The sequence below is a fragment of the Burkholderia anthina genome (assembly GCF_001547525.1).
GTDB lineage: Bacteria > Pseudomonadota > Gammaproteobacteria > Burkholderiales > Burkholderiaceae > Burkholderia > Burkholderia semiarida.
In genome coordinates this window covers 424,077-446,094 of the sequence record NZ_LNJP01000004.1, presented here as the reverse complement: position 1 = coordinate 446,094, position 22,018 = coordinate 424,077, and the positions used below count along the sequence as shown (strand labels likewise).

Annotated in this window: 15 protein-coding genes and 1 pseudogene; 8 read left to right on the top strand and 8 right to left on the bottom strand. The window is 67.4% G+C overall.

Annotation, left to right across the window (positions count from 1 at the left end; all coding sequences use genetic code 11):
• Positions 1-5: 5 nt before the first annotated feature.
• Positions 6-974: a LysR family transcriptional regulator gene (locus WS64_RS31145; RefSeq protein ID WP_059639565.1), complete on the bottom strand. Its 969-nt coding sequence runs from the start codon at positions 972-974 to the stop codon at positions 6-8.
• A gap of 364 nt (positions 975-1,338) precedes the next feature.
• Between WS64_RS31145 and WS64_RS31140 the strand changes: the two genes are divergently transcribed.
• From WS64_RS31140 to WS64_RS31125, 4 genes are all read left to right on the top strand, one after another.
• On the top strand, positions 1,339-2,514 hold the full coding sequence (locus WS64_RS31140) for an HPP family protein (RefSeq protein WP_060968841.1): 1,176 nt from the start codon (positions 1,339-1,341) through the stop codon (positions 2,512-2,514).
• Between the two features lie 125 nt (positions 2,515-2,639).
• Positions 2,640-3,053, top strand: coding sequence for a MarR family winged helix-turn-helix transcriptional regulator (locus tag WS64_RS31135; protein ID WP_059585021.1), 414 nt, complete (start codon positions 2,640-2,642; stop codon positions 3,051-3,053).
• A gap of 14 nt (positions 3,054-3,067) precedes the next feature.
• A complete protein-coding gene (locus WS64_RS31130; RefSeq protein WP_060009361.1) occupies positions 3,068-4,855 on the top strand; it encodes a chloride channel protein in 1,788 nt (595 codons plus the stop codon).
• Positions 4,856-5,343: 488 nt separating this feature from the next.
• Positions 5,344-5,676, top strand: a complete 333-nt coding sequence (locus tag WS64_RS31125; RefSeq protein WP_179231799.1) for a hypothetical protein — start codon at positions 5,344-5,346, stop codon at positions 5,674-5,676.
• Between the two features lie 90 nt (positions 5,677-5,766).
• Here the strand turns inward: WS64_RS31125 and WS64_RS31120 are convergent, their stop codons facing one another.
• Positions 5,767-6,087 carry a pyrimidine/purine nucleoside phosphorylase gene (locus tag WS64_RS31120; protein ID WP_040140021.1) on the bottom strand — a complete coding sequence of 107 codons (321 nt, stop codon included), beginning with the start codon at positions 6,085-6,087 and terminating at the stop codon, positions 5,767-5,769.
• Positions 6,088-6,261: 174 nt separating this feature from the next.
• A complete protein-coding gene (locus WS64_RS31115) occupies positions 6,262-7,164 on the bottom strand; it encodes a LysR substrate-binding domain-containing protein (protein ID WP_059585018.1) in 903 nt (300 codons plus the stop codon).
• Positions 7,165-7,346: 182 nt separating this feature from the next.
• On the opposite strand from WS64_RS31115, the gene WS64_RS31110 reads away from it, so the two are divergent.
• The 3 genes and pseudogenes from WS64_RS31110 to WS64_RS34030 all read left to right on the top strand — a co-directional run.
• Positions 7,347-8,531, top strand: a complete 1,185-nt coding sequence (locus WS64_RS31110; RefSeq protein ID WP_060968840.1) for a M20 aminoacylase family protein — start codon at positions 7,347-7,349, stop codon at positions 8,529-8,531.
• 42 nt (positions 8,532-8,573) lie between these two features.
• The gene (locus WS64_RS31105) at positions 8,574-9,902 is read left to right on the top strand and encodes an MFS transporter (RefSeq protein ID WP_060968839.1); all 1,329 of its coding nucleotides are present in this window, start codon (positions 8,574-8,576) and stop codon (positions 9,900-9,902) included.
• 239 nt (positions 9,903-10,141) lie between these two features.
• Positions 10,142-10,267 (top strand): annotated as a pseudogene (locus tag WS64_RS34030) (cysteine hydrolase); the annotation flags it as partial.
• 224 nt (positions 10,268-10,491) lie between these two features.
• On the opposite strand, the gene WS64_RS31100 reads toward WS64_RS34030, so the two are convergent.
• The 5 genes from WS64_RS31100 to WS64_RS31080 form a co-directional block, all read right to left on the bottom strand.
• On the bottom strand, positions 10,492-11,598 hold the full coding sequence (locus tag WS64_RS31100) for a porin (RefSeq protein WP_059639570.1): 1,107 nt from the start codon (positions 11,596-11,598) through the stop codon (positions 10,492-10,494).
• A 63-nt stretch (positions 11,599-11,661) separates the two neighbouring features.
• Positions 11,662-12,081: a DoxX family protein gene (locus tag WS64_RS31095; RefSeq protein WP_011547564.1), complete on the bottom strand. Its 420-nt coding sequence runs from the start codon at positions 12,079-12,081 to the stop codon at positions 11,662-11,664.
• 175 nt (positions 12,082-12,256) lie between these two features.
• Positions 12,257-13,534, bottom strand: coding sequence for a cytochrome c (locus tag WS64_RS31090; protein ID WP_060968838.1), 1,278 nt, complete (start codon positions 13,532-13,534; stop codon positions 12,257-12,259).
• A 2-nt stretch (positions 13,535-13,536) separates the two neighbouring features.
• Positions 13,537-15,156, bottom strand: a complete 1,620-nt coding sequence (locus WS64_RS31085) for a GMC family oxidoreductase (RefSeq protein WP_059585012.1) — start codon at positions 15,154-15,156, stop codon at positions 13,537-13,539.
• Complete coding sequence (locus WS64_RS31080; protein ID WP_059639572.1) at positions 15,156-15,659, bottom strand: sugar dehydrogenase complex small subunit; 504 nt, start codon at positions 15,657-15,659, stop codon at positions 15,156-15,158. The genes WS64_RS31085 and WS64_RS31080 overlap by 1 nt, the downstream gene beginning before the upstream one ends.
• A gap of 310 nt (positions 15,660-15,969) precedes the next feature.
• Here WS64_RS31080 and WS64_RS31075 point away from each other — a divergent pair, with 310 nt between their 5' ends.
• The gene (locus WS64_RS31075) at positions 15,970-22,017 is read left to right on the top strand and encodes an alpha-2-macroglobulin family protein (RefSeq protein ID WP_060968837.1); all 6,048 of its coding nucleotides are present in this window, start codon (positions 15,970-15,972) and stop codon (positions 22,015-22,017) included.
• Position 22,018 lies beyond the last annotated feature (1 nt).

Sequence of the window (22,018 nt, the reverse complement as noted above, 5' to 3'; positions counted from 1 at the left end):
CGCGGTCACGTGCGCAGGCGGCCGCCCGGCATGTGCTCCGTCGTCAACCGGTCGAGTTCGCGCAGATCGTTCTCCAGCGCGGGCGTGAGCGTCGTACGCAGGTGATCGAGGAAGGTCCGGATCTTCGCGTCGAGATAGCGGCGCGTCGCATAGACGGCATAGACGCTCACCGTCTGCAGCCGGTACGCCGGCAGCACGCGGATCAGGCGCCCTTCGCGGATATCGTCGAGCACCGTATACAGTGCCACGCACGCGATCCCCCGCCCGGCACGCACCGCGACGCACAGCGCGTCCGGCACGTTGACCTGGAACGGCGCCGGCTGCAACTCGTAGACGGTTTCCTCGCCGTCGCCGCGCTCCAGGCGCCATTCGCTGGCCGGCGACGCGGGCGTGTCGAGGCGCAGGCACACGTGGTTCGGCAGGTCGTCGGGCGTCTGCGGCGTGCCGTGCCGCGCGAGGTATTCGCGCGATGCGACGAGCACGCTGCAGCTCGTGCCGCAGATCTGCGCGACATAACCCGAATCGGGCAACTGCGACGCCGTCACGATCGACACGTCGTAGCCCTCCTCGACCAGATTCGGCATCCGCTGCGCCAGCGTCAGCTCGACCGACACGTCGGGGTTGTCCTCCTGGTACCGGACGATCGACGACACGACATGACTCTTCCCGAGCCCCGTCATCGCATGAATGCGCATCTTGCCGCTCGGCCGCAGCAGCGCGTTGCGCGCCTCCGCGTTCGCGTAGTCGAGCTCCGCGAGGATCGATTTCGCGCGCTCGAAATAGCGCTCGCCGCTTTCGGTCAGGCCGAGATGGCGGGTCGTGCGATGCAGCAGGCGCGTCTGTACGTGGGCTTCGAGATTCGAGACCGCGCGCGACACCTGGGCGGTGGTCGCGTCGATTTCCTTCGCGACCGCGGTAAAACTGCCGGCTTCGACAACGCGCACGAACAGACGCATGTTTTCGAGCATGTCCATTGAATTGGCTTGGGGAGAGTCAGTGGGGAGACGTCGGCGGCGCTCGCGTCAGGTGGGTAACGGAACGCGGGCGCGAAGAGCCACGTCGAATCGAGCGCCGTGCCGGGGAGAAGGCGGGAGAGCGGGCATCGAGGACAGGGTTCTGGCATGACGGGGGAATCGAGTGCGCCGAATTGTACGCCGCTGCGGACAAATTTGCGCGGTTACGCGGGCACAACCTCCCATCCGATGAAAGGTTTTTGCAAGATTCGTGCATCACGCGCGGCCAACGCGCCTGATGCGGCGCGACAATTTGTATCACAACGCGATATAATTCCGCGCTTGTCGCCGCGCTTCCACGTTGCCGTTTTTACCGCTTACCTCCATGTCGCCAGGCTCCTCCCCGTCGCGCCGCACGTTGCGGCAATGGCTGCACAGCTTCATTCCCCATCCGATGGCACTCGGCTGGCGCGAGCGCCTGCGCTCGTGCACCGGCGCGCTCGTGGGCATTGCGACGGTCGGCGTCACGATGCGGCTATTGCCCGGCGTGCCGGGCCTCGTGCCGCTGCTCGTCGCGCCGATGGGCGCGTCAGCCGTACTGCTGTTCGCGGTGCCGGCGAGCCCGCTCGCGCAGCCGTGGTCGATCATCGGCGGCAATCTCGTCGCGGCGACGGTCGGCGTCGCGTGCGCGCAATGGATCGCCGATCCGATCACGGCCGCCGCGGTCGCGATCGCCTGCGCGATCGGCGGGATGTTCGCGCTGCGCTGCGTGCACCCGCCGTCGGGCGCCGTCGCGCTCACGGCCGTGGTGGGCGGCCCCGCAATCCATGCGCTCGGCTTCGGCTTCGTCCTTCAGCCGATCGCGCTGCAGTCGGCGATCCTGCTGTCGGCCGCGCTCGTCTATCACGCGCTGACCGGGCACCGCTACCCGCACGGCGGCGTGCGCGCCGAAGCGAAACCGCAGGCCGGCGGCGCCACGCCGACGCGCGGCGGCTTCACGCGCGGCGACCTCGACGCGGTGCTCAAGCGCCGCGGCGAATGGCTCGACGTCGATCCGGACGATCTCGAAACGCTGCTGCGCGAAACCGAAATGCAGGCTTATGCGCGCACGTTCGGCCAGTTCAAGTGCGCCGACCTGATGACGAAGAACGCGATCGAGGTCGCGCCGTCCACGTCGATCACGGCCGCGCTCGCACTGCTCGACCGCCACCGCGTGAAGGCGCTGCCCGTGGTCGACGGCGAAGGCCGCCTGACCGGCATCGTCACGCGCGCCGACCTCACGCGCCCGTTGCGCCGTTCGACCCCGCTGTGGCAACGCCTGTCCGCACGGTTGCCGCGATCGTTCGGCGGCCAGCCCGCGAGCGTCGCGTCCGTGATGACGCGCGACGTCGCGGCGGTGCCGGAAACGATGCCGATCACGGCGCTCGTGCCGCTGTTCACGCATTCGGGCCACCACCATATTCCGGTCGTCGATGCGTCGCGCCGGCTCGTCGGCATCATCACGCAGACGGATCTCGTCACGGGCCTTTATCGGCAGACCCAAATGCTCGAGGCCGCGTAGCGCACGCACCGTCGCTGTCCGCAGAACGCGAAACGTGAAACGCGCCCGTTCCGCCCGATTTCGTCCATTTATATCACGTTATGATATATTTACCGCCACCGTAACCGAATGCCCGACCGCCCCCGATGAACGATACCCGACGCGCACTGACGAAAAGCGATTTCCAGCAACTGTCCGAGTTCCGCTACCAGATGCGCCGCTTCGAGCGCTTCTCCGAACGTGCCGCGCAAAGCGAAGGCGTGACGCCGCTGCAATACCTGCTGCTGCTGCACATCAAGGGCTATCCGCATCGCGAATGGGCGACCATCGGCGAACTCGCGGAACGCCTGCAGGCGCACCACCACGGCGTCGTGGCGCTGGTGACGCGCTGCGAAGCGCTCGGACTCGTGAAGCGCAAGCCGAGCGAAGCCGACCGCCGCCAGGTCGAAGTCCACCTCGAAGCGGCCGGCGAAACGCTGCTCGCCCGTCTCGCGGCCATGCATCGTGCCGAGCTGAAGTCGCTCAAGGGCACGTTCCAGGTCCCCCAAATCGATTACTGACCCCTGCCACTCCGATGAACGCACCGCACAAACGCGATTTCTCGACCAACGAACGCCTGCCCAGGATCGCGTTGCTTGCCGCCGGGATCGGCCTGCTCAGCACGCTTGCCGCGTTCGTGCTGTTGAGCCTGATCCACCTGTTCACGAACCTGTTCTTCTTCCAGCAACTGTCGTTCGCCGACCGTTCGCCCGCGAACAACACGCTCGGCGCATGGGTGATCGCGGTCCCGGTGATCGGCGGGCTGATCGTCGGGTTGATGGCGCGTTTCGGTTCGGAAAAGATCCGCGGCCACGGCATTCCCGAGGCGATCGAGGCGATCCTGTTCGGCAAGAGCCGGATGTCGCCGAAGGTCGCGATCCTCAAGCCGCTGTCGTCCGGCGTCGTGATCGGCAGCGGCGGCCCGTTCGGCGCCGAAGGCCCGATCATCATGACGGGCGGCGCGCTCGGCTCGCTGATCGCGCAATGCGTGCACGTGACCGCCGCCGAGCGCAAGACGCTGCTCGTCGCCGGTGCGGCCGCCGGCATGACGGCCGTGTTCGGCACGCCGGTGGCCGCCGTGCTGCTCGCGGTCGAATTGCTGCTGTTCGAATGGCGTCCGCGCAGTTTCCTGCCGGTCGCGCTCGCGTGCGCGGTGGCCGGTTTCGCCCGCGCGGTGTTCTTCGGCGTCGATCCGCTGTTTCCGCTGACGACGGCCGCGCCGACGCCCGTCGCGCTGCTGTCGTGCATCGTCGCGGGCGTGCTGTCGGGCCTGCTCGCGTGCGGCTTGTCGGCCGCGCTCTACCGCGTCGAAGACGCCTTCGCGAAGCTGCCCGTGCACTGGATGTGGTGGCCGGCGATCGGCGCGATCGCGATCGGCGTCGGCGGCTGGCTCGAGCCGCGCGCGCTCGGCGTCGGCTACGACGTGATCGGCGACCTGCTGCACCAGCACATCGCGCTGAAGATCGCGCTCGCACTGCTGATCGTGAAGGCCGTGATGTGGGTGATCGCGCTCGGCTCCGGCACGTCGGGCGGCGTGCTTGCCCCGCTGCTGATGCTCGGCGCCGGTCTCGGCACCGTGCTGTCGCCGCTACTGCCCGGTGGCGATCCCGCGCTGTGGCCGCTCGTGTGCATGGCCGCGACGCTCGGTGCGACGCTCGGCGCCCCGCTCACCGCGATCGTATTCGCCTTCGGTCTCACGCACGACACCAACGCGCTGCTGCCGCTGCTTGCGGCGACGCTCGTCGCGCACGGCTTCGCGACCATCGCGATGAAACGCTCGATCATGACGGAAAAGATCGCTCGCCGCGGCTACCACATCTATCGCGAATACGGTGTCGATCCGCTCGAGCGGCACGACATCGGCGAAGTGATGACGTCGGCCGACCGGCTCGTCGCGATCGACGGCGCGGCCACGCTCGATACCGTCGAAGCGCAATACTTCGGCGCGAAACAGACGCACCGTGCGTACCCGGTCGTGCAGCACGGCCGGCTGCTCGGCCTCGTCGATCGCGCGACGCTCGATGCCCAGCGCGCGCAGGCCGGCGCCGACACGCCGATCTCGGCCGCGTTCGCCGAGCGCGCACCGGCCGTCGCGTTCGCGCACGAAACCTGCCGTGTCGTCGCGTCGCGCCTTGCGATGCTCGGCCTCGAACGCCTGCCGGTGGTCGCCGACGAGCAATCGCTGCGCATCACGGGCATCGTGTCGCGCAGCGACCTGATCAAGCCGGCGCTCCAGCACTTCGACGACGAACAGAAGCGCGAGCGCTTCCGCCCGGTCGTCCCGGCCAATCTGCGCGACGTCGGCTCGCGCAAGGCCGGCTGACATCACCCGCGTGCGCGGCGCTCTGCCGCGCGCATCGCTTCCTCGCCTCACGCCGCTCCACGATACGGCGCGCCCGTCGCGCGCCGCATCGCCTCACTCCGTTGCTTTCACCCGTTTAAAGTTGGTTAACAATCCCGCCGACGAAAGTTTGTCATCATCGTGCTCATGCGACGGGGCCATCCATCAGCCATTCCACTTCGTCATCCGATAAAGAGTCGCGGCGCGGCATGCACGCACATGCCGCCCGCCGCGGCCGTCACGTCACCACACCACGACCGGACAGCGCACCGACCGCGCCAGCATGACGTCGAGCCGTACACGACGCATGCCGCGCCGCAGCAACATGCGCAGCATTCGAGCCGCCGTTTGGCAAGCGCGTTAACAACTTGTTTCGGAATGACCGGAACCGTGCGTGCCCAACGCGATCTCACTTGCACGCAGCACTGCTGCGCATCCCACTCAATCAATCACGACTCGAGGGAGATAACGTGAACGTGAAATACTTACCGCTCATCGCATTGACCGTGGCAATTTCTGCTCATGCGGCCGAACCGGCCGTGCAGAACGTGGGACAAAGCCAGAAAGCAGCGCCGGACGTCTCGGCATGCATCGCCAAGACCTGGGCCGACAAGTCGCAACAACAGGTGATCTCGCAGAACGTGCTGGCGAACGGCCTCGCGACCGACGTGTACGCACCGGGCCAGCAGCCGCCGAACGGCGCCGCCGCGATGGTTCGTCCGTCGTGGAAGCCGGATGCGAAGACGTGGGTCGGCGTGCGCGGCGACGCAGCGGCCGCCGGCGACATCAGCGCCTGCCTGTAACGAAGGCTGGCGCACCGGATGGCCTTGCGCCATCCGCTTGCAACGGGCCCCGCTTCGGCGGGGCTTTTTCTTTGCCGCGCGAAAAGCGCGTTACAGGTAGCTGCACACGTAGTCGAGCGTCTCGATCACCTCGATGTCGAAGCGGCTCTTGCCCGGCACCGAGAACGATTCGCCGGCGCCGTAGGTCTGCCATTCGCTGCTGCCGTCAAGTTTCACGCGGCACTTGCCGGCCTGCACTTCCATCAATTCGGGCGCATCCGTGCCGAAGTTGAGCGCGCACGGCAGGATCACGCCGAGCGTCTTGCGCGTGCCGTCCGGGAAGAGCACGGTATGCGACACGCACTTGCCGTCGAAATAGACGTTCGCGCGCTTGACGACCGATACGTTGTCGAATTGGGTTGCACTGGTCATGTGATGCCTCTGATTGCTTGGATGCCGGATGGCGATGGATTTGAAGGCCGGCCGAAGCGGCGGGCCGGCCGCTATGATACCGGCTCGCGCGGCGGGCGCCGCAATGGTACGCGGCGAGCGCGTGCCGGACCCACGATCGTCAGGATCACTACGCGCTCCGTGCAAGGCGCCCTTTCATCGCAGCCCCTTGCGCCGCGCGGAATCGCGCAGGCAATCGAGCAGCATCGCCGCGGCCGGCGTCAGCGGGCTGTCGCGGCGCGTGACGACCTGCACCGATACGCCCGGCAAGCGCTCGCGAATCGGCAGCACCGCGAGCTGGTCGCGCGCCCATTCGCCTTGCAGCAATTGTTCCGGCATCGATGCGATCAGGTCGCAGCCCGTCATCAGGCTGTGCGCGAGACCGAAGCTCGGGCATTCGACGACACGCGCCGGCACCGGCAGCCCGTACGCGACGAACGAGTTGAACAGCACCTGCGTCGAGCTTTCCGGCGACGGATTCATCAGCCAGTCGGCCTCGACGAGATCGGCGAGCGACGTGGCCGACGCGAGCGGATGCCCCTTGCGCGCGACGATCAGCGAACGGCTCGCGTAAAGCTCCGCATGATCGAACTCGGCCGCCAGCAGTTCGGGCACGACGACCACCACCGCAAAATCGAGCGAACCGTCGTGCAGGCGCGGCAGCGCGACACCGGGAAACCCTTCGATCAGGTTGACGCGCGCCACTGGAAAGCGGCGCCGGAACGCACGAAACGCGTCGGGCAGGATCGTGACCGCCGCCGCCGGCGTGATCGCCGCCGAGACGGAACCCGTCATCGCCCCCTGCGCCTGCTCGATGTCGTCGCGGGCGCGCTGCATTTCGGCGACGATCAGCCGCGCGCGCACCTGCAACTGCTGGCCGAACGCGGTGAGCTGCACGCCGCGTGCGGTACGCACGACGAGCGATACGCCGAGCGCGATCTCCAGTTCCTTGACCGCCTTCGTCAGCGCGGCCGGCGACACGTTCAGGCGCCGCGCGGCCGCGCGAATGCTCCCTTCCTCGGCGGCGGTGACGAACGCTTTCAACTGATGGTATTTCATGGCGGCAACGCATGATCGGTGGAAACCCGGTGCATCGCGCGGCGCGCCGGCTCAGGGTATTCCCGAGCGGCAACCGACGGTGTGCACCAAAGCAATTTAGCAGCTTCTGGTACGCAAAAGAAATTTATATGCTTGGTCGTCATATGCGCGTCAAACGCCCCACCGGCCCCACAGGAGACACCATGCTGCAAGCCGTGAACCCCGTCATCCCCGGCATCGCCGCGATTGCCCCCGAGCTCGTCGAAGTACGTCGCCGCATCCACGCCCATCCCGAACTCGCATTCGAAGAGACGCTCACGAGCGAGCTCGTCGCCGAGCTGCTCAGTGGCTGGGGCTACGACGTACATCGCGGCATCGGCAAGACGGGCGTGGTCGGCGTGCTGCGCGAAGGGCAAGGCACGCGCACGGTCGGCCTGCGCGCCGACATGGACGCGCTGCCGCTCGCGGAAACCACGGGCCTGCCCTACGCCAGCCGCCATGCGAACAAGATGCATGCATGCGGCCATGACGGCCATACCGCGATGCTGCTGTGCGCGGCGCGCCACCTCGCGGCCACGCGCCAGTTCTCCGGCACGCTGAACCTGATCTTCCAGCCGGCCGAGGAAAACTTCGGCGGCGCGAAGGCGATGATGGACGACGGCCTGTTCGACCGCTTCCCGTGCGACGCGATTTTCGCGATCCACAACATGCCGGGCCGCGCGGCCGGTGACATGGCGTTCCGCACCGGCGCCGCGATGGCGTCGGCCGACCGCGTGACGATCACGCTGCGCGGCGTCGGCGGCCACGGCGCGATGCCGCATTTCGCGCGCGATCCGATGTCCGCCGCCGGCAGCATCATGGTCGCGCTGCAGACGATCGTCGCGCGCGAGGTCGATGCGCAGCATGCGGCCGTGATCACCGTCGGCAGCGTGCAGGCCGGCGAGACGTTCAACATCATTCCGGAAACCGTCGTGATGAAACTGTCGGTGCGCGCGCTGAACGCGGACGTGCGCGCCCTGCTCGCGCGCCGCATCGAAGCGCTTGCGAGAGGCCAGGCGGAAAGCTTCGGCGTCACCGCGGAAATCGACTATGACTACGGCTACCCGGTGCTCGTCAATCACGCGGAACCGACCGCGTTCGCGGCCGGCATCGCGCAACAGATGCTCGGCGCGGAGCGCGTCGAAACCGAAGCGGCGCCGCTGATGGGCAGCGAGGACTTCGCGTTCATGCTCGAGGCGCGCCCCGGCTGCTACGCGTTCATCGGCAACGGAATCGGCAGCAAGGGCGGCTGCATGGTGCACAACCCCGGCTACGACTTCAACGACGACATCCTCGCGATCGGCGCGAGTTACTGGGTTCGCGTCGCCGAAGCCTGGCTCGCGGCCTGAACGCCCTTCACCACGCAGTTTCGCGCTAACCGGGGGAACCCCATGGAAACGTCCGCCCTTCCGTTCGCCGGCACGCCGGTCGATGCCCGCGCCGCCGCGAGAAAACGCCGGCTGATCGCGGCCGCCGCCGTCGGCAACGCGCTCGAGTTCTACGACTTCACCGTCTACAGCTTCTTCGCGATCCTGATCGGCAAGCTGTTCTTTCCGGTGCATTCGTCGTTCGGGCAACTGATGCTCGCGGTCGCGAGCTTCGGTGTCGGCTTCGTCACGCGTCCGCTCGGCGGGCTCGTGATCGGCATGTATGCGGACCGCGCCGGCCGCAAGAAGGCGATGATCCTCACGCTGCTGCTGATGGCGCTCGGCACCGCGACGATCGCGGTCGCGCCGACCTTCGCGCAGATCGGCATCGCCGCGCCGCTGCTGCTCGTGCTCGCCCGGTTGCTGCAGGGCTTCGCGTCGGGCGGCGAAGTCGGTGCGTCGACGACGTTGCTGCTCGAACAGGCGCCGCAGCATCGGCGCGGTTTCTATGCGTCGTTTCAGTTCTCGAGCCAGGGGCTCGCCGCGCTCGCGGGCGCGCTCACCGGCGTCGCGCTGACGTCGACGCTGACGGCCGCGCAACTCGAAAGCTGGGGCTGGCGCGTGCCGTTCATCATCGGCACGCTGTTCGTGCCGCTCGGCTACTGGCTGCGCAAGACCGTCGAGGAAGTGCCTGCGGCCGCGCCTGCTGCTGCCGCACATGCATCCGGGGAAAAAGTCGCGTCGCTACCGCTCGCCGACGTGCTGCGTCATCACGGCAAGGCCGTGTTCGCAGGCCTCGGCGTGACGATCGGCGGCACGTCGATCCACTACATCATCGTGTTCTACATGGCGATCTACGGCGTGCAGGTGCTGCACCTGCCGACGTGGCTGTCGATGACGGCAGGCTGCGTCGCCGGTGCGATCCTGATGCTCGTGACACCGATCGGCGGCCATCTGTCCGACGTGTACGGGCGCAACCGGATCGTCTGGTGGACGCGCATCGTGCTGATGGCCGCGGTCTACCCCGCGTTCATCGCACTGAATCGCTGGCCGGGCGCCGCGTCGCTGCTGTCGATCATCGCCGCGCTGTCGATCGTGCATGCGATCAACATTGGTGCGACGGGGGCGATGCTCGGCGAGTTGTTTCCGCGAGCGGTGCGGGCGACCGGCGGTGCGCTCGTGTATAGCGTGGGCGTCGCGATCTTCGGCGGCTTCGCGCAGTTCTTCGTGACGTGGCTGATCGCGGCGACCGGCAATCCGAATGCGCCTGCGTGGTATGCGATCGGGTGTGGCGTGCTGACGCTGCTTGCGATTCGCTGTATGGACGAGAAGGCCGGGAAGGCGCTGGATTGAGCGATGGCCGGTGCGCGGCACGCGAAGCGTCATTGACCTTGCGCGCGCCCATCGGGCATCATCGACCAATGCACAACGCCACGATCACCCTTTCGACGACCACGCGCACGACCGCCTTCGGCGGGCCCGTGCGGCGAGTGCGCGCAAGATCGTAGCGTCACCGATTCCCACAGGCCCCGCCGGTTCCGGACGGGGTCTCATCGTTTCTCCGTCTGCATCGGCCACTCAGGAGAAACGCCATGTCCGAAGCCCCTTCCCCGAAACGCGCGCTGCTCGTGATCGACATGCAGGTCGGGTTGTTCCACGGCCCCGATCGTCCGTATGACGGCGAACGCGTGCTGGCCAACATCAATCGGCTGATCAACGCACGTTATCGGTAGCACGATGCGTAACGCCAGCTATAAGACTCGCGGCGAAAAGATGAATGGGCGATGCACGGCAGCCATATAACGGCCTGCGGCAGGCCCGGCGCACCTTGATCTGCGCGCCGGCGCTGATGTGCACGTCATAATGATCCGGCAACGCCGTAAACGCAAAAAGGCACGGACCTTCATCGCCCATGCCTTTTCCCCTACACGAACCACCTCACTCAGAACGTATGCATCATCCCCACATACGCCCCCGTCTGCGACTCGCCCGTCATCGGACTCGTCCCTGACGTCGCATCGCGCGGCGACGCAATCAGCGAAAAGTTCGAATTCCCGCCATTCCGCACATACGCGACCGTCCCATACAGGAACGTGCGTTTCGACAAGTTGTACGTGGTGCCGAGCACGTACATGATCGCGTGACCCGACGGATCGTGCGACGCATCGCCGCCGCCGTCGCCCACCTTCACGTAGTACCCGCCGCCCGTCACCGCCCATTGCGGCGTCGCCGTATACGTCGCACCGAGCCAGTAATGATCGGCACGATCGGCCACCCCCGCCGGGCTGTCCGGCGCCTGGTAGTGCGTATACGCCCCCTGGATCTTGAACTTCGACACCTTCACGTTCGCCCCGACGAAGTACTCGCGCGACGCGGTGAAGATGTTGCTGAACTTGCCGTTGTTGTCGCGCAGTTCGTCGTAGATGCCGCGCACGTCGAGCACCGGCGAGTGGTACGAGATCATGATCCCGTCCGAGCGGCCGAAATCGTCGGCCGCACCGTAGTTGAACCCGCGCGACTGGTTGCCGAACGCGTATTGCGCCTGCACGTCGAAGCCGCCGATCACCGGGCTGTGATATTCGATGTTGTTGCTGCTTTGCGGCCAGTTGCGGCCACGCACGAGCGACGCCGACGAAAACGCCTGCTGGACGAACGGATCGAATTCCCACACGCCGTCGCTGTCGATGAACAGGTTGCGGCCGGCCTGCAACTGGCCCCACGTGTCGCTCTTCAGCCCGACGTATGCACGCCGCGACCACATGCGCCCGCCGCCCGTCTGGCCGTTCATCACCTGGAACGCGGTTTCCAGGTTGAAGACCGTCGACAGCCCGCCGCCGAGATCCTCGACGCCCTTCAGCCCGAACATGCTGGTGCCCCAGTCGCCGCTTTCCGCGCTCCAGCGCGTGCCGCTGCCGCCGTTCGGCTTCGCGATGTGGTTCAGGTATTCGACGCCGCCGTCGATCCGGCCGTACAGCGTGACGCTCGTCTGTGCAAACGCAACCGCCGGCGTGGCGGCCGCAAGCAGCCATGCAAGGTATTTGAGTCGCAAAATGATGCCCCCTCGAAGTCTCGACCGTCCGACGCGCGCCCCATGCACGCGCCTCGGGTCTGCTTAGCCGCGATCGATCGAAAAACGTCCGGGGCCGGCCGCGCAGAGCGCGAGCAAGCCGCCCGAGATCGCGATGTTCTTGTAGAAGTGAATCATGTTGTTGATCTGCTCGCCGCCCGTCATCGTCCAGTAGTGATGGCCGATGATGCCGGTGCCGATCGTATACAGCGCAAGCAGCAGCGCGAGCGCGCGCGTCTGGAAACCGACGAGGATCGCGATCCCGACGAACAGCTCCATCACGACGGAGATCGCCGCCGAGATGATCGGCGCCGGCGCGCCCTCGCTACCCATGAACGCGATCGTACCGGAGAAGTCGATAATCTTCTTCCAGCCGAACATCACGAACAGGATCACGAGCAGAATGCGGGACAGCAGCAGCAGCACATCGCGCTGGGACGCGAGAAACGGTTGATTCGGTGTCATGGTGTGATCAACGAAAACGATGCGCGCGCAACCGCACGCACCGGATTGCCTGTGAACCGGGGCGGGCGGCCATCCGCGCCGCCCGCCCCGCTCTGCAACAACCGGCATCGGGGCCCGCCCGATGTGCTGTGCTCCTCCTCTTTTATGTTGTCGCCCTGCTTCGTCGCGCGCCGCGTCAGCGCAGCTTCGCGACGTCCTGCTCGGTCACCTTCGCGGCCGGATTGCCGAACTGCCCGGTCAGGTAGTTCGTCAGCGCGGCGATCTGCGCATCCGACAGCTCGTGGCGGAACGCCGGCATCCCGACGTCCTCGCTACCGGCCTTGCGCTGCACGCCGTTCAGGATCACCTGCACGAGGTTGGTCGGATTCGACGCGCCGACCGTCGAGTTGTGGAACAGCGGCGGGTAGTAACCGTCCGGCGTGCCCTTGCCCTGCATCTGGTGACAGGTCGCGCAGTTGCCGAGATACAGCCGCGCCGGATCGATACCCAACGACGCGAGCGCGACGCCGCGCAGCTTCAGGCCGTCCTCGGCCGGCTTGCCCCACGACGAGCGCGACTGCTTCGCGTCGCCGCTGGCCACGGCCGGCACCGTACGGATGTACGTCGAGATCGCGCCGATGTCGGCTTCGGTCATCTTCGAGAAGCTGTGCTCGATCGCCTCCGCCATCGGGCCGGCTGCCTGCGCGAGGCCCGGCACGCTGCCGGTGCGCAGGTACTGGACGAGCTGCTGCTGCGTCCAGCCGCCGATCCCCGCGTTCGGGTCGGACGTGATGTTGTAGCCGTCCCAGCCCGCGAGCACCGAGCCCGACAGGAAGCTGCCGCCCGTTTCGTCGAGCGACTTCTCCTGCATCGCGATGCCGCGCGGCGTGTGGCACGTGCTGCAGTGCGCGAGGCCCTGCACGAGATACGCGCCGCGGTTCCACTCGGCGCTCTGCTCGGGCTTCGGCTGGTACACGCCGTCCTTCAGGAACAGCCAGTTCCAGATCTTCAGCGGCCAGCGCATGCTCAGCAGCGCGGGGATCTCGTTCTTCGGCGGCGCCTGCTTGACCGGCTCGACGCCGTGCATGAAGTACGCGTACAGCGCCCGCACGTCGTCGTCGTTGATCTTCGCGTACGACACGTACGGCATCGCCGGATACAGGTTGTCGCCGTTCTTCGACACGCCGTGACGCACCGCGCGCTCGAAATCGTCGAACGTCCAGTTGCCGATGCCCGTGTCGGGATCGGGCGTGATGTTGCTCGTATAGATCTTGCCGAGCATCGGCACCGGCATGCCGAGGCCGCCCGCGAACGGCTTGCCGCCTTTCGCGGTGTGGCAGGCCATGCAGTCGCCGGCGACCGCGAGGTATTCGCCGCGCTTGACCTGCGCCGGATCGGCCGAATCGGCCGCGCGTGCGAGGCCGGGCAACGCAAGGCAGCCGGCCAGGAGGAAGGTGAGAGTAGATTTCCGCACGGTCAGACTTCCTTCTTCAGCGTGTCCGACATCCGCAGCGCGAGCGCCGCGATCGTCAGCGTCACGTTCACCGTACCGACGGTCGGCATCGTCGAGCTGCTCGAGATGAACAGGTTCGGATGGTCGAACGTGCGGCAGTCCTTGTCGACGACCGAGTCGCGCGCATCCGCGCCCATGATCGTCGCGCCGGTGATGTGGTTGTTCGGCGCGAACTCGTCGTTGAAGACGACGTCGGTGCCGCCGAGCACCTTCGCGGCCGTCGCGTAGACCTCGCGCGTGTGCACGGCGCCGCGTTTCACGTAATCGTCGATCGCATACGTGATCTCCGGGCGCGGGATGCCGATCGCGTCGGTGGCCGTCTTGCTCGGCACGATGCGGTTCTCGGGCTGCGGCAGGATTTCGTGGAAGCAGTCGAACTGCACGTAGCGCGCGGAACGGTCGCGGATCTGCGCGTCGAGTTCCTCGTGCTTCATCAGCTTGCCGGCCTTGAAGATCTTCTGCGTCTCCTGGTTGATGCGCGACATGTTCGACAGATGGATCTTCTTCGCGGCTTCGGTCGCGCGGAACGGGCCGTCGCGGAAACCGATCAGCGACGTCATCTCCTGCGGGCCGCGGCCCGGCCACAGCTTCTCGCTCGCGTAGAACGACACGCCGGTGCCGGGGTGGTCCATCAGGTTGCGGCCGACCATGTCGGAGCTGTTCGCGACGCCGTTCGGGAAATCGCGGTTCGCGGACATCAGCAGAATCTTAGGCGTCTCGATGCCGTTCGCGGCGAGTACGAAGTACTTGCCCTCGACGCGATGGTCGGCGCCCGTCTTGTCCTTGTAGATCGCGGCGACGATGCGCTTGTCCGGCCCCGTCTCGAGCTTGTAGACGACCGCGCTGTCGATCAGCTTCGCGCCGGCCTGCTCGGCCTTCTCGACGTGGACGATGCCGTTGTACATCGCGCCGATCGGGCAGATCGGCATGCAGTTGTTGTTCCCGCAACAAGTCGGCCGGCCGTCGTACGGGCGGCTGTTGCGCGCGACGGGCTCGGTCACCACGTGGAACTTCGGGTCGTAGCCGTTCAGCGCGCTCTTGATGGTCTGCTCGTTGAACGACAACGGCAGCGGCGGCATCGGGTACGCCTGCTTGCGCGGCGAGTACAAATCTTCCTCGGGGCCCGGGCCCCACACGCCGAGCTCTTCCTCGGCGCGCTGATAGTAATGCTCGAGATCGTCGTACTGGATCGGCCAGTCGCGGCCGACGCCGTACACCGTCTTCATCTTGAAGTCGTTCGGGATGAAGCGCCACGCCGACGCGGCCCAGTGCCACGTCGTGCCGCCCACCGCGCGGATGTACTGCGAGTTGAACTTGTGCTCGCCCTTCAGGATCAGGTAGTCGTTCGGCGGGCCGTATTCCGGATGCGGGGCCCACGGGCTCGACGGGTACGGCGCCATGAAATCGGTCTTGTCGGGCTGGTTGCGAAAACGCTCGACGATTTCCCAGCGCGGCATGCGCGGGCCGGCTTCCAGCAGGATCACGGACTTGCCCGCCATCGCGAGCTGGTGCGCGACGATCGCGCCGGCGACACCGGACCCGACGACGACGATGTCGGCCTTTTGCGTATCGGTATCGGCCATCAGGCTTGCCTCTCGATCGGTTTTTCGGCCCAGAAGCCGGGTTTGTTGGGGCAATACGAAGGGATCACGAGGGTATCGGACACCACGCTGAACATTAATGCTTCTTCGTAGGTAATCACGACGTCGTCGACGATGCCGAGATACCACGCGCCGAGAATCGTCAATGCGAGCGATTCCTGGTCGGGATTCAGCGAGCCGGATGCGAGCGCGCCGGCAAGTTGCGGCAGGCTGTCGGCCGTCTTGAACGAGCCCTTCTGCAAGGCCTGCAGATAGCGCTGGCCGGTCACGCGGCTCAGCCCTTTCTTGCCGGTCAATGCTTCGGAAAGCGTCATGAACGTATCGAGCGGCGCGGTGCCGGGATCGTCGGCCAGGGCCCGCAACGCCAGCGAGCCGGTGAGGCCCGCCGCCGTCAGCGCCAGTGCGCCCTGCAGCCATTGACGCCGCGTGATGCCGGTTGCGGCTGCGTCGTCACGACGCGATTGGGGGGTGTTGTCGTTGTGCATGTTTCCTTCTCTCGAACACCGGATTCGGGAAAACCACGCTTGATATTTCTCAAACATTGGCGCGGACCTGAAATGTACGCGCACAAATCGAATCGAACAATCTTTTTATAGTTCATTAAATGTTCCGCAATCCGGGGTAATCGACATTTCGCTGCATTTTTGTGTCGTCGACGCGACAAATCTGCGGCACGCCTGCCCGTGTCGCGCGCCGACCACACACTGCCCCTGCACGCCGCGCTGCGCGCGCACGGCGGTCGGTTAGAATCCCGTGCAATCAAACAGAAAGCTTCCCTCCGAGGGCAATCGAGCGATGAAGCAACGCGACAAGCACAACAAAGAAACCGACCAGACCAACCACACGGCCCGCCTGCTCTGGCGCATCGGCGCCGTCGCGGCGCTCGGCGGCGCCACGGCGCTGTCGCTGCATGCGGGCGCGGCGCGCACGGTGAGCGTGTCGCCGCAAGGCACCGTCACCGAAGTCCGGCAGAGCGTCGTCAAGTTCGACGAACCGATGGTCGCCTTCGGCTCGGCCTCCGCGCCGAATCCGGCGCGCATGACCTGCAACGATTCGACGGCCGCGCGCGGCCAGGGCCACTGGCTCGACGACAAGACCTGGGTTTACGATTTCGAAAGCGACCTGCCGCCCGGCGTGCGCTGCTCGGTCGCGCTCAACGACACGCTGCGCTCGGTCGCCGGCAACGCGGTCAGCGGCCCGCGTCGCTTCACGTTCCAGACGGGGGGCCCGTTTCCGGTGTCGGTGCGCCCCGGCTCGCGCGAGATCGAGGAGCGGCAGGTCTTCGTGATGAAGCTGAACGGCCCGGCCGAGCCGCGCTCGGCGCTCGCGAACATCTGGTGCGAAGCGGCCGGCATCGGCAACCGCATTCCCGTCACGGCGGCCGACGACGAGACGCGCAACGCGCTGCTCGATCACTTCGGCTGGAAGAAGGAGGCGGCGCGCGTGCTGACGCTGTCGTGCTCGCAGGCGCTGCCGGCGAGCGCGAAGATGCAGCTCGTGTACGGCAAGGGCGTCGCGAGCCCGAGCGGCATCGCGAACGACACCGAACGGCGCTTCGATTTCACCGTGCGCGCACCGTTCGCCGCGAGCTTCTCGTGCGAACGCGAAAACGCGAAGGCGCCCTGCACGCCGCTGCGCCCGCTCACGCTGTCGTTCAACGCACCGATCTCGCGCAAGCAGGCCGAAGCGATCAAGCTGCGCGGCCCCGACGGCTCGCTGTCGCCCACCTTCGCGGCCGACGATCACAGCGAGGAAGTGACGACCGTCACGTTCAACCCGCCGCTGCCCGCGCAGGCCGGCCTGACCGTCGAGCTGCCGTCCGGCCTGCACGACGTGACCGACCGGCCGCTGTCCAATGCCGACCTGTTCCCGCTCGCGACGCGCACCGCGCCGATGCCGCCGCTCGCCAAATTCTCGTCGGGCACCTTCGGGATCGTCGAGCGCTTCGCCGAACCCGATACGCCCGCGCTGGTGCCCGTCACGCTGCGCAACGTCGAGGCCGACCTGCATATCGCCGGCCTCAATGCGGGCGGCGCGCAATTCGCGAACCTGAAGGTCGAGAACGACACCGCGATCCGCCAATGGATGCGCACCGTCGATCGCTTCGACAACTGGTCGATGACGGCCGGCTCGATCGACGACCAGATTCCCGGCCTGCTGGAACGCAAGGGCCAACACCCGGTGTACGTGCCGCTCGAGGCCGGCGAAAAGCAGCCCGCGCCGAAGAACCGCCGCATCGACGTGCGCTCGCTGTCGCTGCTGACGGGCGAGCCCGGCGCGCAGGTGCTGACGCTGCCGAAGGCCGACCCGAAGACGCTGCGCCCGTTCGAGGTGGTCGGCGTGCCGATCGACAAGCCCGGCTTCTACGTGCTCGAACTCGCGTCGCCCGCGCTCGGCCGCTCGCTGCTCGCGAAGCCGTCGAGCATGTACGTGCGCACGACCGTGCTCGTCACGAACCTCGGCGTGCACCTGAAACGGGGCCGCGAGAACAACCTCGTGTGGGTCACGACGCTCGACAAGGGCAAGCCGGTGCCGAACGCGCAGATCCGCGTGTCGGACTGCAACGGCGACGAGATCGCGGCCGGCAAGACCGACGCGCAGGGCCTGCTGAAGATCGACGGGCCGTTCGAGCCTAAGCGCGCGTGCAACGCGTCGGAAACCTTCAACGACTATTTCGTATCGGCCCGCGTCGTCGATCCGAAGACGGGCCCCGACATGGCGTTCGTCAGCTCGGGCTGGAACCGCGGGATCGAATCGTGGCGCTTCAACGTGCCGACCGACACCGACAGCGCGCCGACCGTGCGCGCGCATACGGTGTTCGACCGCACGCTGCTGCGCGCCGGCGAAACCGTGTCGATGAAGCATTTCATCCGCACCGAGACGCTGCAAAGCCTCGCGTTCCCGTCGCAATACCCGACGCGCGTGACGATCCGCCATCTCGGCACGGGCCAGACCTACAAGCTGCCGCTCACATGGGCAGCCGACCACAGCGCGGATTCACGGTTCACGCTGCCGGCGGCCGCGAAGCTCGGCGAATACGGCGTCGAGCTCGAAGGCGGCCCGGAAGATGCGCCGACGGCCACTTACTACAGCGGCAGCTTCCGCGTCGAGGCGTTCCGCCTGCCGGTGCTGAAAGGCTCGATCGGCGCGCGCGACGCGCAGAAGAGCCCGCTCGTCGCCGTGAAGGAAGCGCCGCTCGCGGTGCAGATCGACTACGTGTCGGGCGGCGGCGCATCGAACCTGCCGGTGCAGGTGTCGGCGCTGATGAAGTGGGCATCGCCGCCGTTCGCCGATCGTTTCGAGGATTTCAGCTTCACGCCGTATCGCCCGGACACGAGCGACGGCAACGCCGACGACGATGCGCAGGATGGCGACAACACGTCGTCGTCGGCATCGAGCAACGATCCCGACGCGACGAAACTGATCGCCGACAAGCTGCCGCTGACGCTCGACCGCAACGGTGCGGGCACGGTCACGCTCAAGGGCCTGCCCGACGTCGACGCACCGAAGCGCATCGCGCTGGAGGCGACGTTCGCCGACCCGAACGGCGAAGTGCAGACGATCCGAGGCGACACGATCCTGTGGCCGGCCGCGGTGGTGGCCGGCATCAAGGCCGGCCGCTGGGTGTCGGTCGGCCAGCGCGTGCCGGTGCAGGCGCTGGCGGTCGACCTGCAGGGCAAGCCGCGTGCGTCGGTGCCGATCGAGATCAAGGGCGTGGCTCGCATCACGACGTCGTCGCGCAAGCGGATGGTCGGCGGCTTCTATGCGTACGACAACAAGAGCGATACGCGCGACCTCGGCGTGCTGTGCTCGGGCAAGACCGACGACAAGGGCCGCATGGCCTGCGACGCGACGCTCGAGCAGGCCGGCAACGTGCAGCTGATCGCGGTCGCGAAGGACGGCGACGGCCGCACGTCGAATGCGTCGACGTCGGTATGGGTCACGCGCGAGGACGAACTCTGGTTCGGCGGCGACAACACCGACCGGATCGACGTGATCCCCGAGAAAACGTCGTACGAACCGGGCGAAACGGCCCGCTTCCAGGTGCGCATGCCGTTCCGCTACGCAACCGCGCTCGTCGCGGTGGAGCGCGGCGGCGTGATGGAAACGCACATCGTCGAGCTGAACGGCAAGAACCCGACCGTCGACCTGAAGGTCGGCGAATCGTGGGGGCCGAACGTCTACGTATCGGTGCTCGCGCTGCGCGGGCGGATTCGCGAGGTGCCGTGGTACTCGTTCTTCACGTGGGGCTGGAAGGCGCCGGTCGAATGGGCGCGCGCGTTCTGGCGCGAAGGTCGCCACTATGAGGCGCCGACCGCGTTCGTCGACCTGTCGAAGCCCGCGTTCCGCTACGGGCTCGGCGAGATCAAGGTCGGCACCGGCGTGCATCGCCTCGGGGTGACCGTGACGACCGACGCGACGCGCTACACGGTACGCGGCAAGGCGCAGGCGCACGTGAAGGTCACGCTGCCGAACGGCCAGCCCGCACCGGCCGGCACGCAGATCGCCATCGCGGCCGTCGACGAGGCGCTGCTCGAACTGATGCCGAACAACAGCTGGGACCTGCTCGATGCGATGCTGCGCCGGCGCGCATACGGCGTCGAGACGGCCACCGCGCAGATGGAGATCGTCGGCCGCCGCCACTTCGGCCGCAAGGCCGTGCCGGCCGGTGGCGGGGGCGGCAGCGCGCCGACCCGCGAGCTGTTCGACACGCTGCTGCTGTGGAACCCGCGCGTGACGCTGGATGCCAACGGCAGCGCAACCGTCGAGGTGCCGCTGAACGACGCGCTCACGCGCTTCCGGATCGTCGCGATCGCGGCGGTCGGCCCCGACCGTTTCGGCACGGGCAGCACGTCGATCCGCAGCACGCAGGATCTGCAACTGATCTCCGGCCTGCCGCCGCTCGTACGCGAAGGCGACGCGTTCCGCGCGCAGGTCACGCTGCGCAACACGACCGACCGCGCGATGCAGGTCGTCGTGACGCCGCGCGTGACGGGCCTCGACGTCGCGCCGCAGACCGTGTCGCTGGCGGCGAATGCGGCGACCGAGGTCGCGTGGACGATCACCGTGCCCGAGCAGGCGCTCGATGCGGCCGGTGCGCTGAACTGGCGCATCGAGGCGGCCGAGCAAGGCGGCAAGCGCGCGTCCGATGCATTGGCCGTCGCGCAGAAGGTCGTGCCGGCGCTGCCGGTCACGGTGCAGCAGGCGACGCTCGCGCAGGTCGACGGCACGCTGACGGTGCCCGTCGCGGCCCCGGCCGGCGCGGTCGGCAACGCGCAAGGCATACCGCGCGGCGGCATCGCCGTATCGTTGCAGTCGAAGCTCGCCGACGGCCTGCCCGGCGTGCGGCGCTGGTTCGAGCGCTATCCGTACCGCTGTCTCGAACAGCAGACGTCGCGCGCGATCGGGCTGCGCGACCCCGCGCAATGGCAGGCGCTGATCGCACGCATGCCCGTCTACCTCGACAGCGACGGCCTGGCGAGCTACTTCCCGCCGTCGTCCGACGATTCGCACCACGGCAGCCCGACGCTGTCGTCGTACCTGCTCGTGGTGTCCGACGAAGCCAGCCGCCTCGATCCGCGCTTCGCGCTGCCGGAAGACCTGCGCACGCAGCTCGAGGCCGGGCTCGCGCGCTTCGTCGACGGCCGCATCGAGCGCAACGCGTGGGCGCCGCGCCAGGATCGCGACCTGCGCAAGCTCGCCGCGATCGAGGCGCTGTCGCGCTACGGCGCCGCACAGGGCCGCATGCTCGGTTCGATCGAGATCGCGCCGAACCAGTGGCCGACGTCGGCGGTGATCGACTATCACGCGATCCTGACGCGCGTGAAGGACATCCCGCAACGCGACGAGAAACGCGCGCAGGTCGACCAGATCCTGCGGGCGCGCCTCACGTACCAGGGCACGCAGCTCGTGTTCTCGACCGCGCGCGACGACGACCTGTGGTGGCTGATGACCAGCAACGAGACCAACGCCGCGCGTCTCGCGCTGGAATTCGCGGGCGACCCGGCATGGAAGGATGAAATGCCGCGCGTGACCGCCGGCCTGCTCGCGCTGCAACGTCAGGGCGCATGGCAGACGACGACGTCGAACGCGCTCGGCCTGCTCGCGGTCGAGCGCTTCTCGCGTACCTACGAGAGCACGCCGGTCACCGGCGCGACGAAGGTGGCGCTCGGCGGCGACGCGCGCTCGATCTCGTGGTCGCAGCCGGCATCGGCCGCGCCCGCCGATACGCCCGCGTCGGCCACGCCCGCGACCCGCGCGGCCGCCGCGCGCAGCGTGCTGATGCCGTGGCCGCGTGCGTCGCAGGGGCCGGCCACGCTGTCGGTCACGCAGGACGGCACCGGCCGCCCGTGGGCGACCGTCGAGAGCCTCGCGGCCGTGCCGCTGCGCGCGCCGTTCGCGGCCGGCTACCGGATCACGAAGACCGTCACGCCCATGTCGCCGGCCGTCAACGGCGTGCTGACGCGCGGCGACGTCGTGCGCGTGCATCTCGACATCGATGCGCAGAGCGACATGACGTGGGTCGCCGTCAACGATCCGATCCCGGCCGGCGCGACGATCCTCGGGTCGGGCCTCGGCCGCGATTCCGAAGCCGCGACACAGGGCGAGAAGACGCCCGACGGCGCATGGCCGACGTTCATCGAGCGCGACTTCGACGGCTACCGCGCGTATTACGACTATTTGCCGAAGGGCAAATTCTCGGTCGAGTACACGGTGCGGCTGAACAACGTCGGCACGTTCGGGCTGCCGCCGACACGTGTCGAGGCACTGTATGCGCCGTCCGTGTACGGCCTGTGGCCGAACCCGCCGATGACCGTGAAGCCGGCCGAAGCGGGCAAGTAAC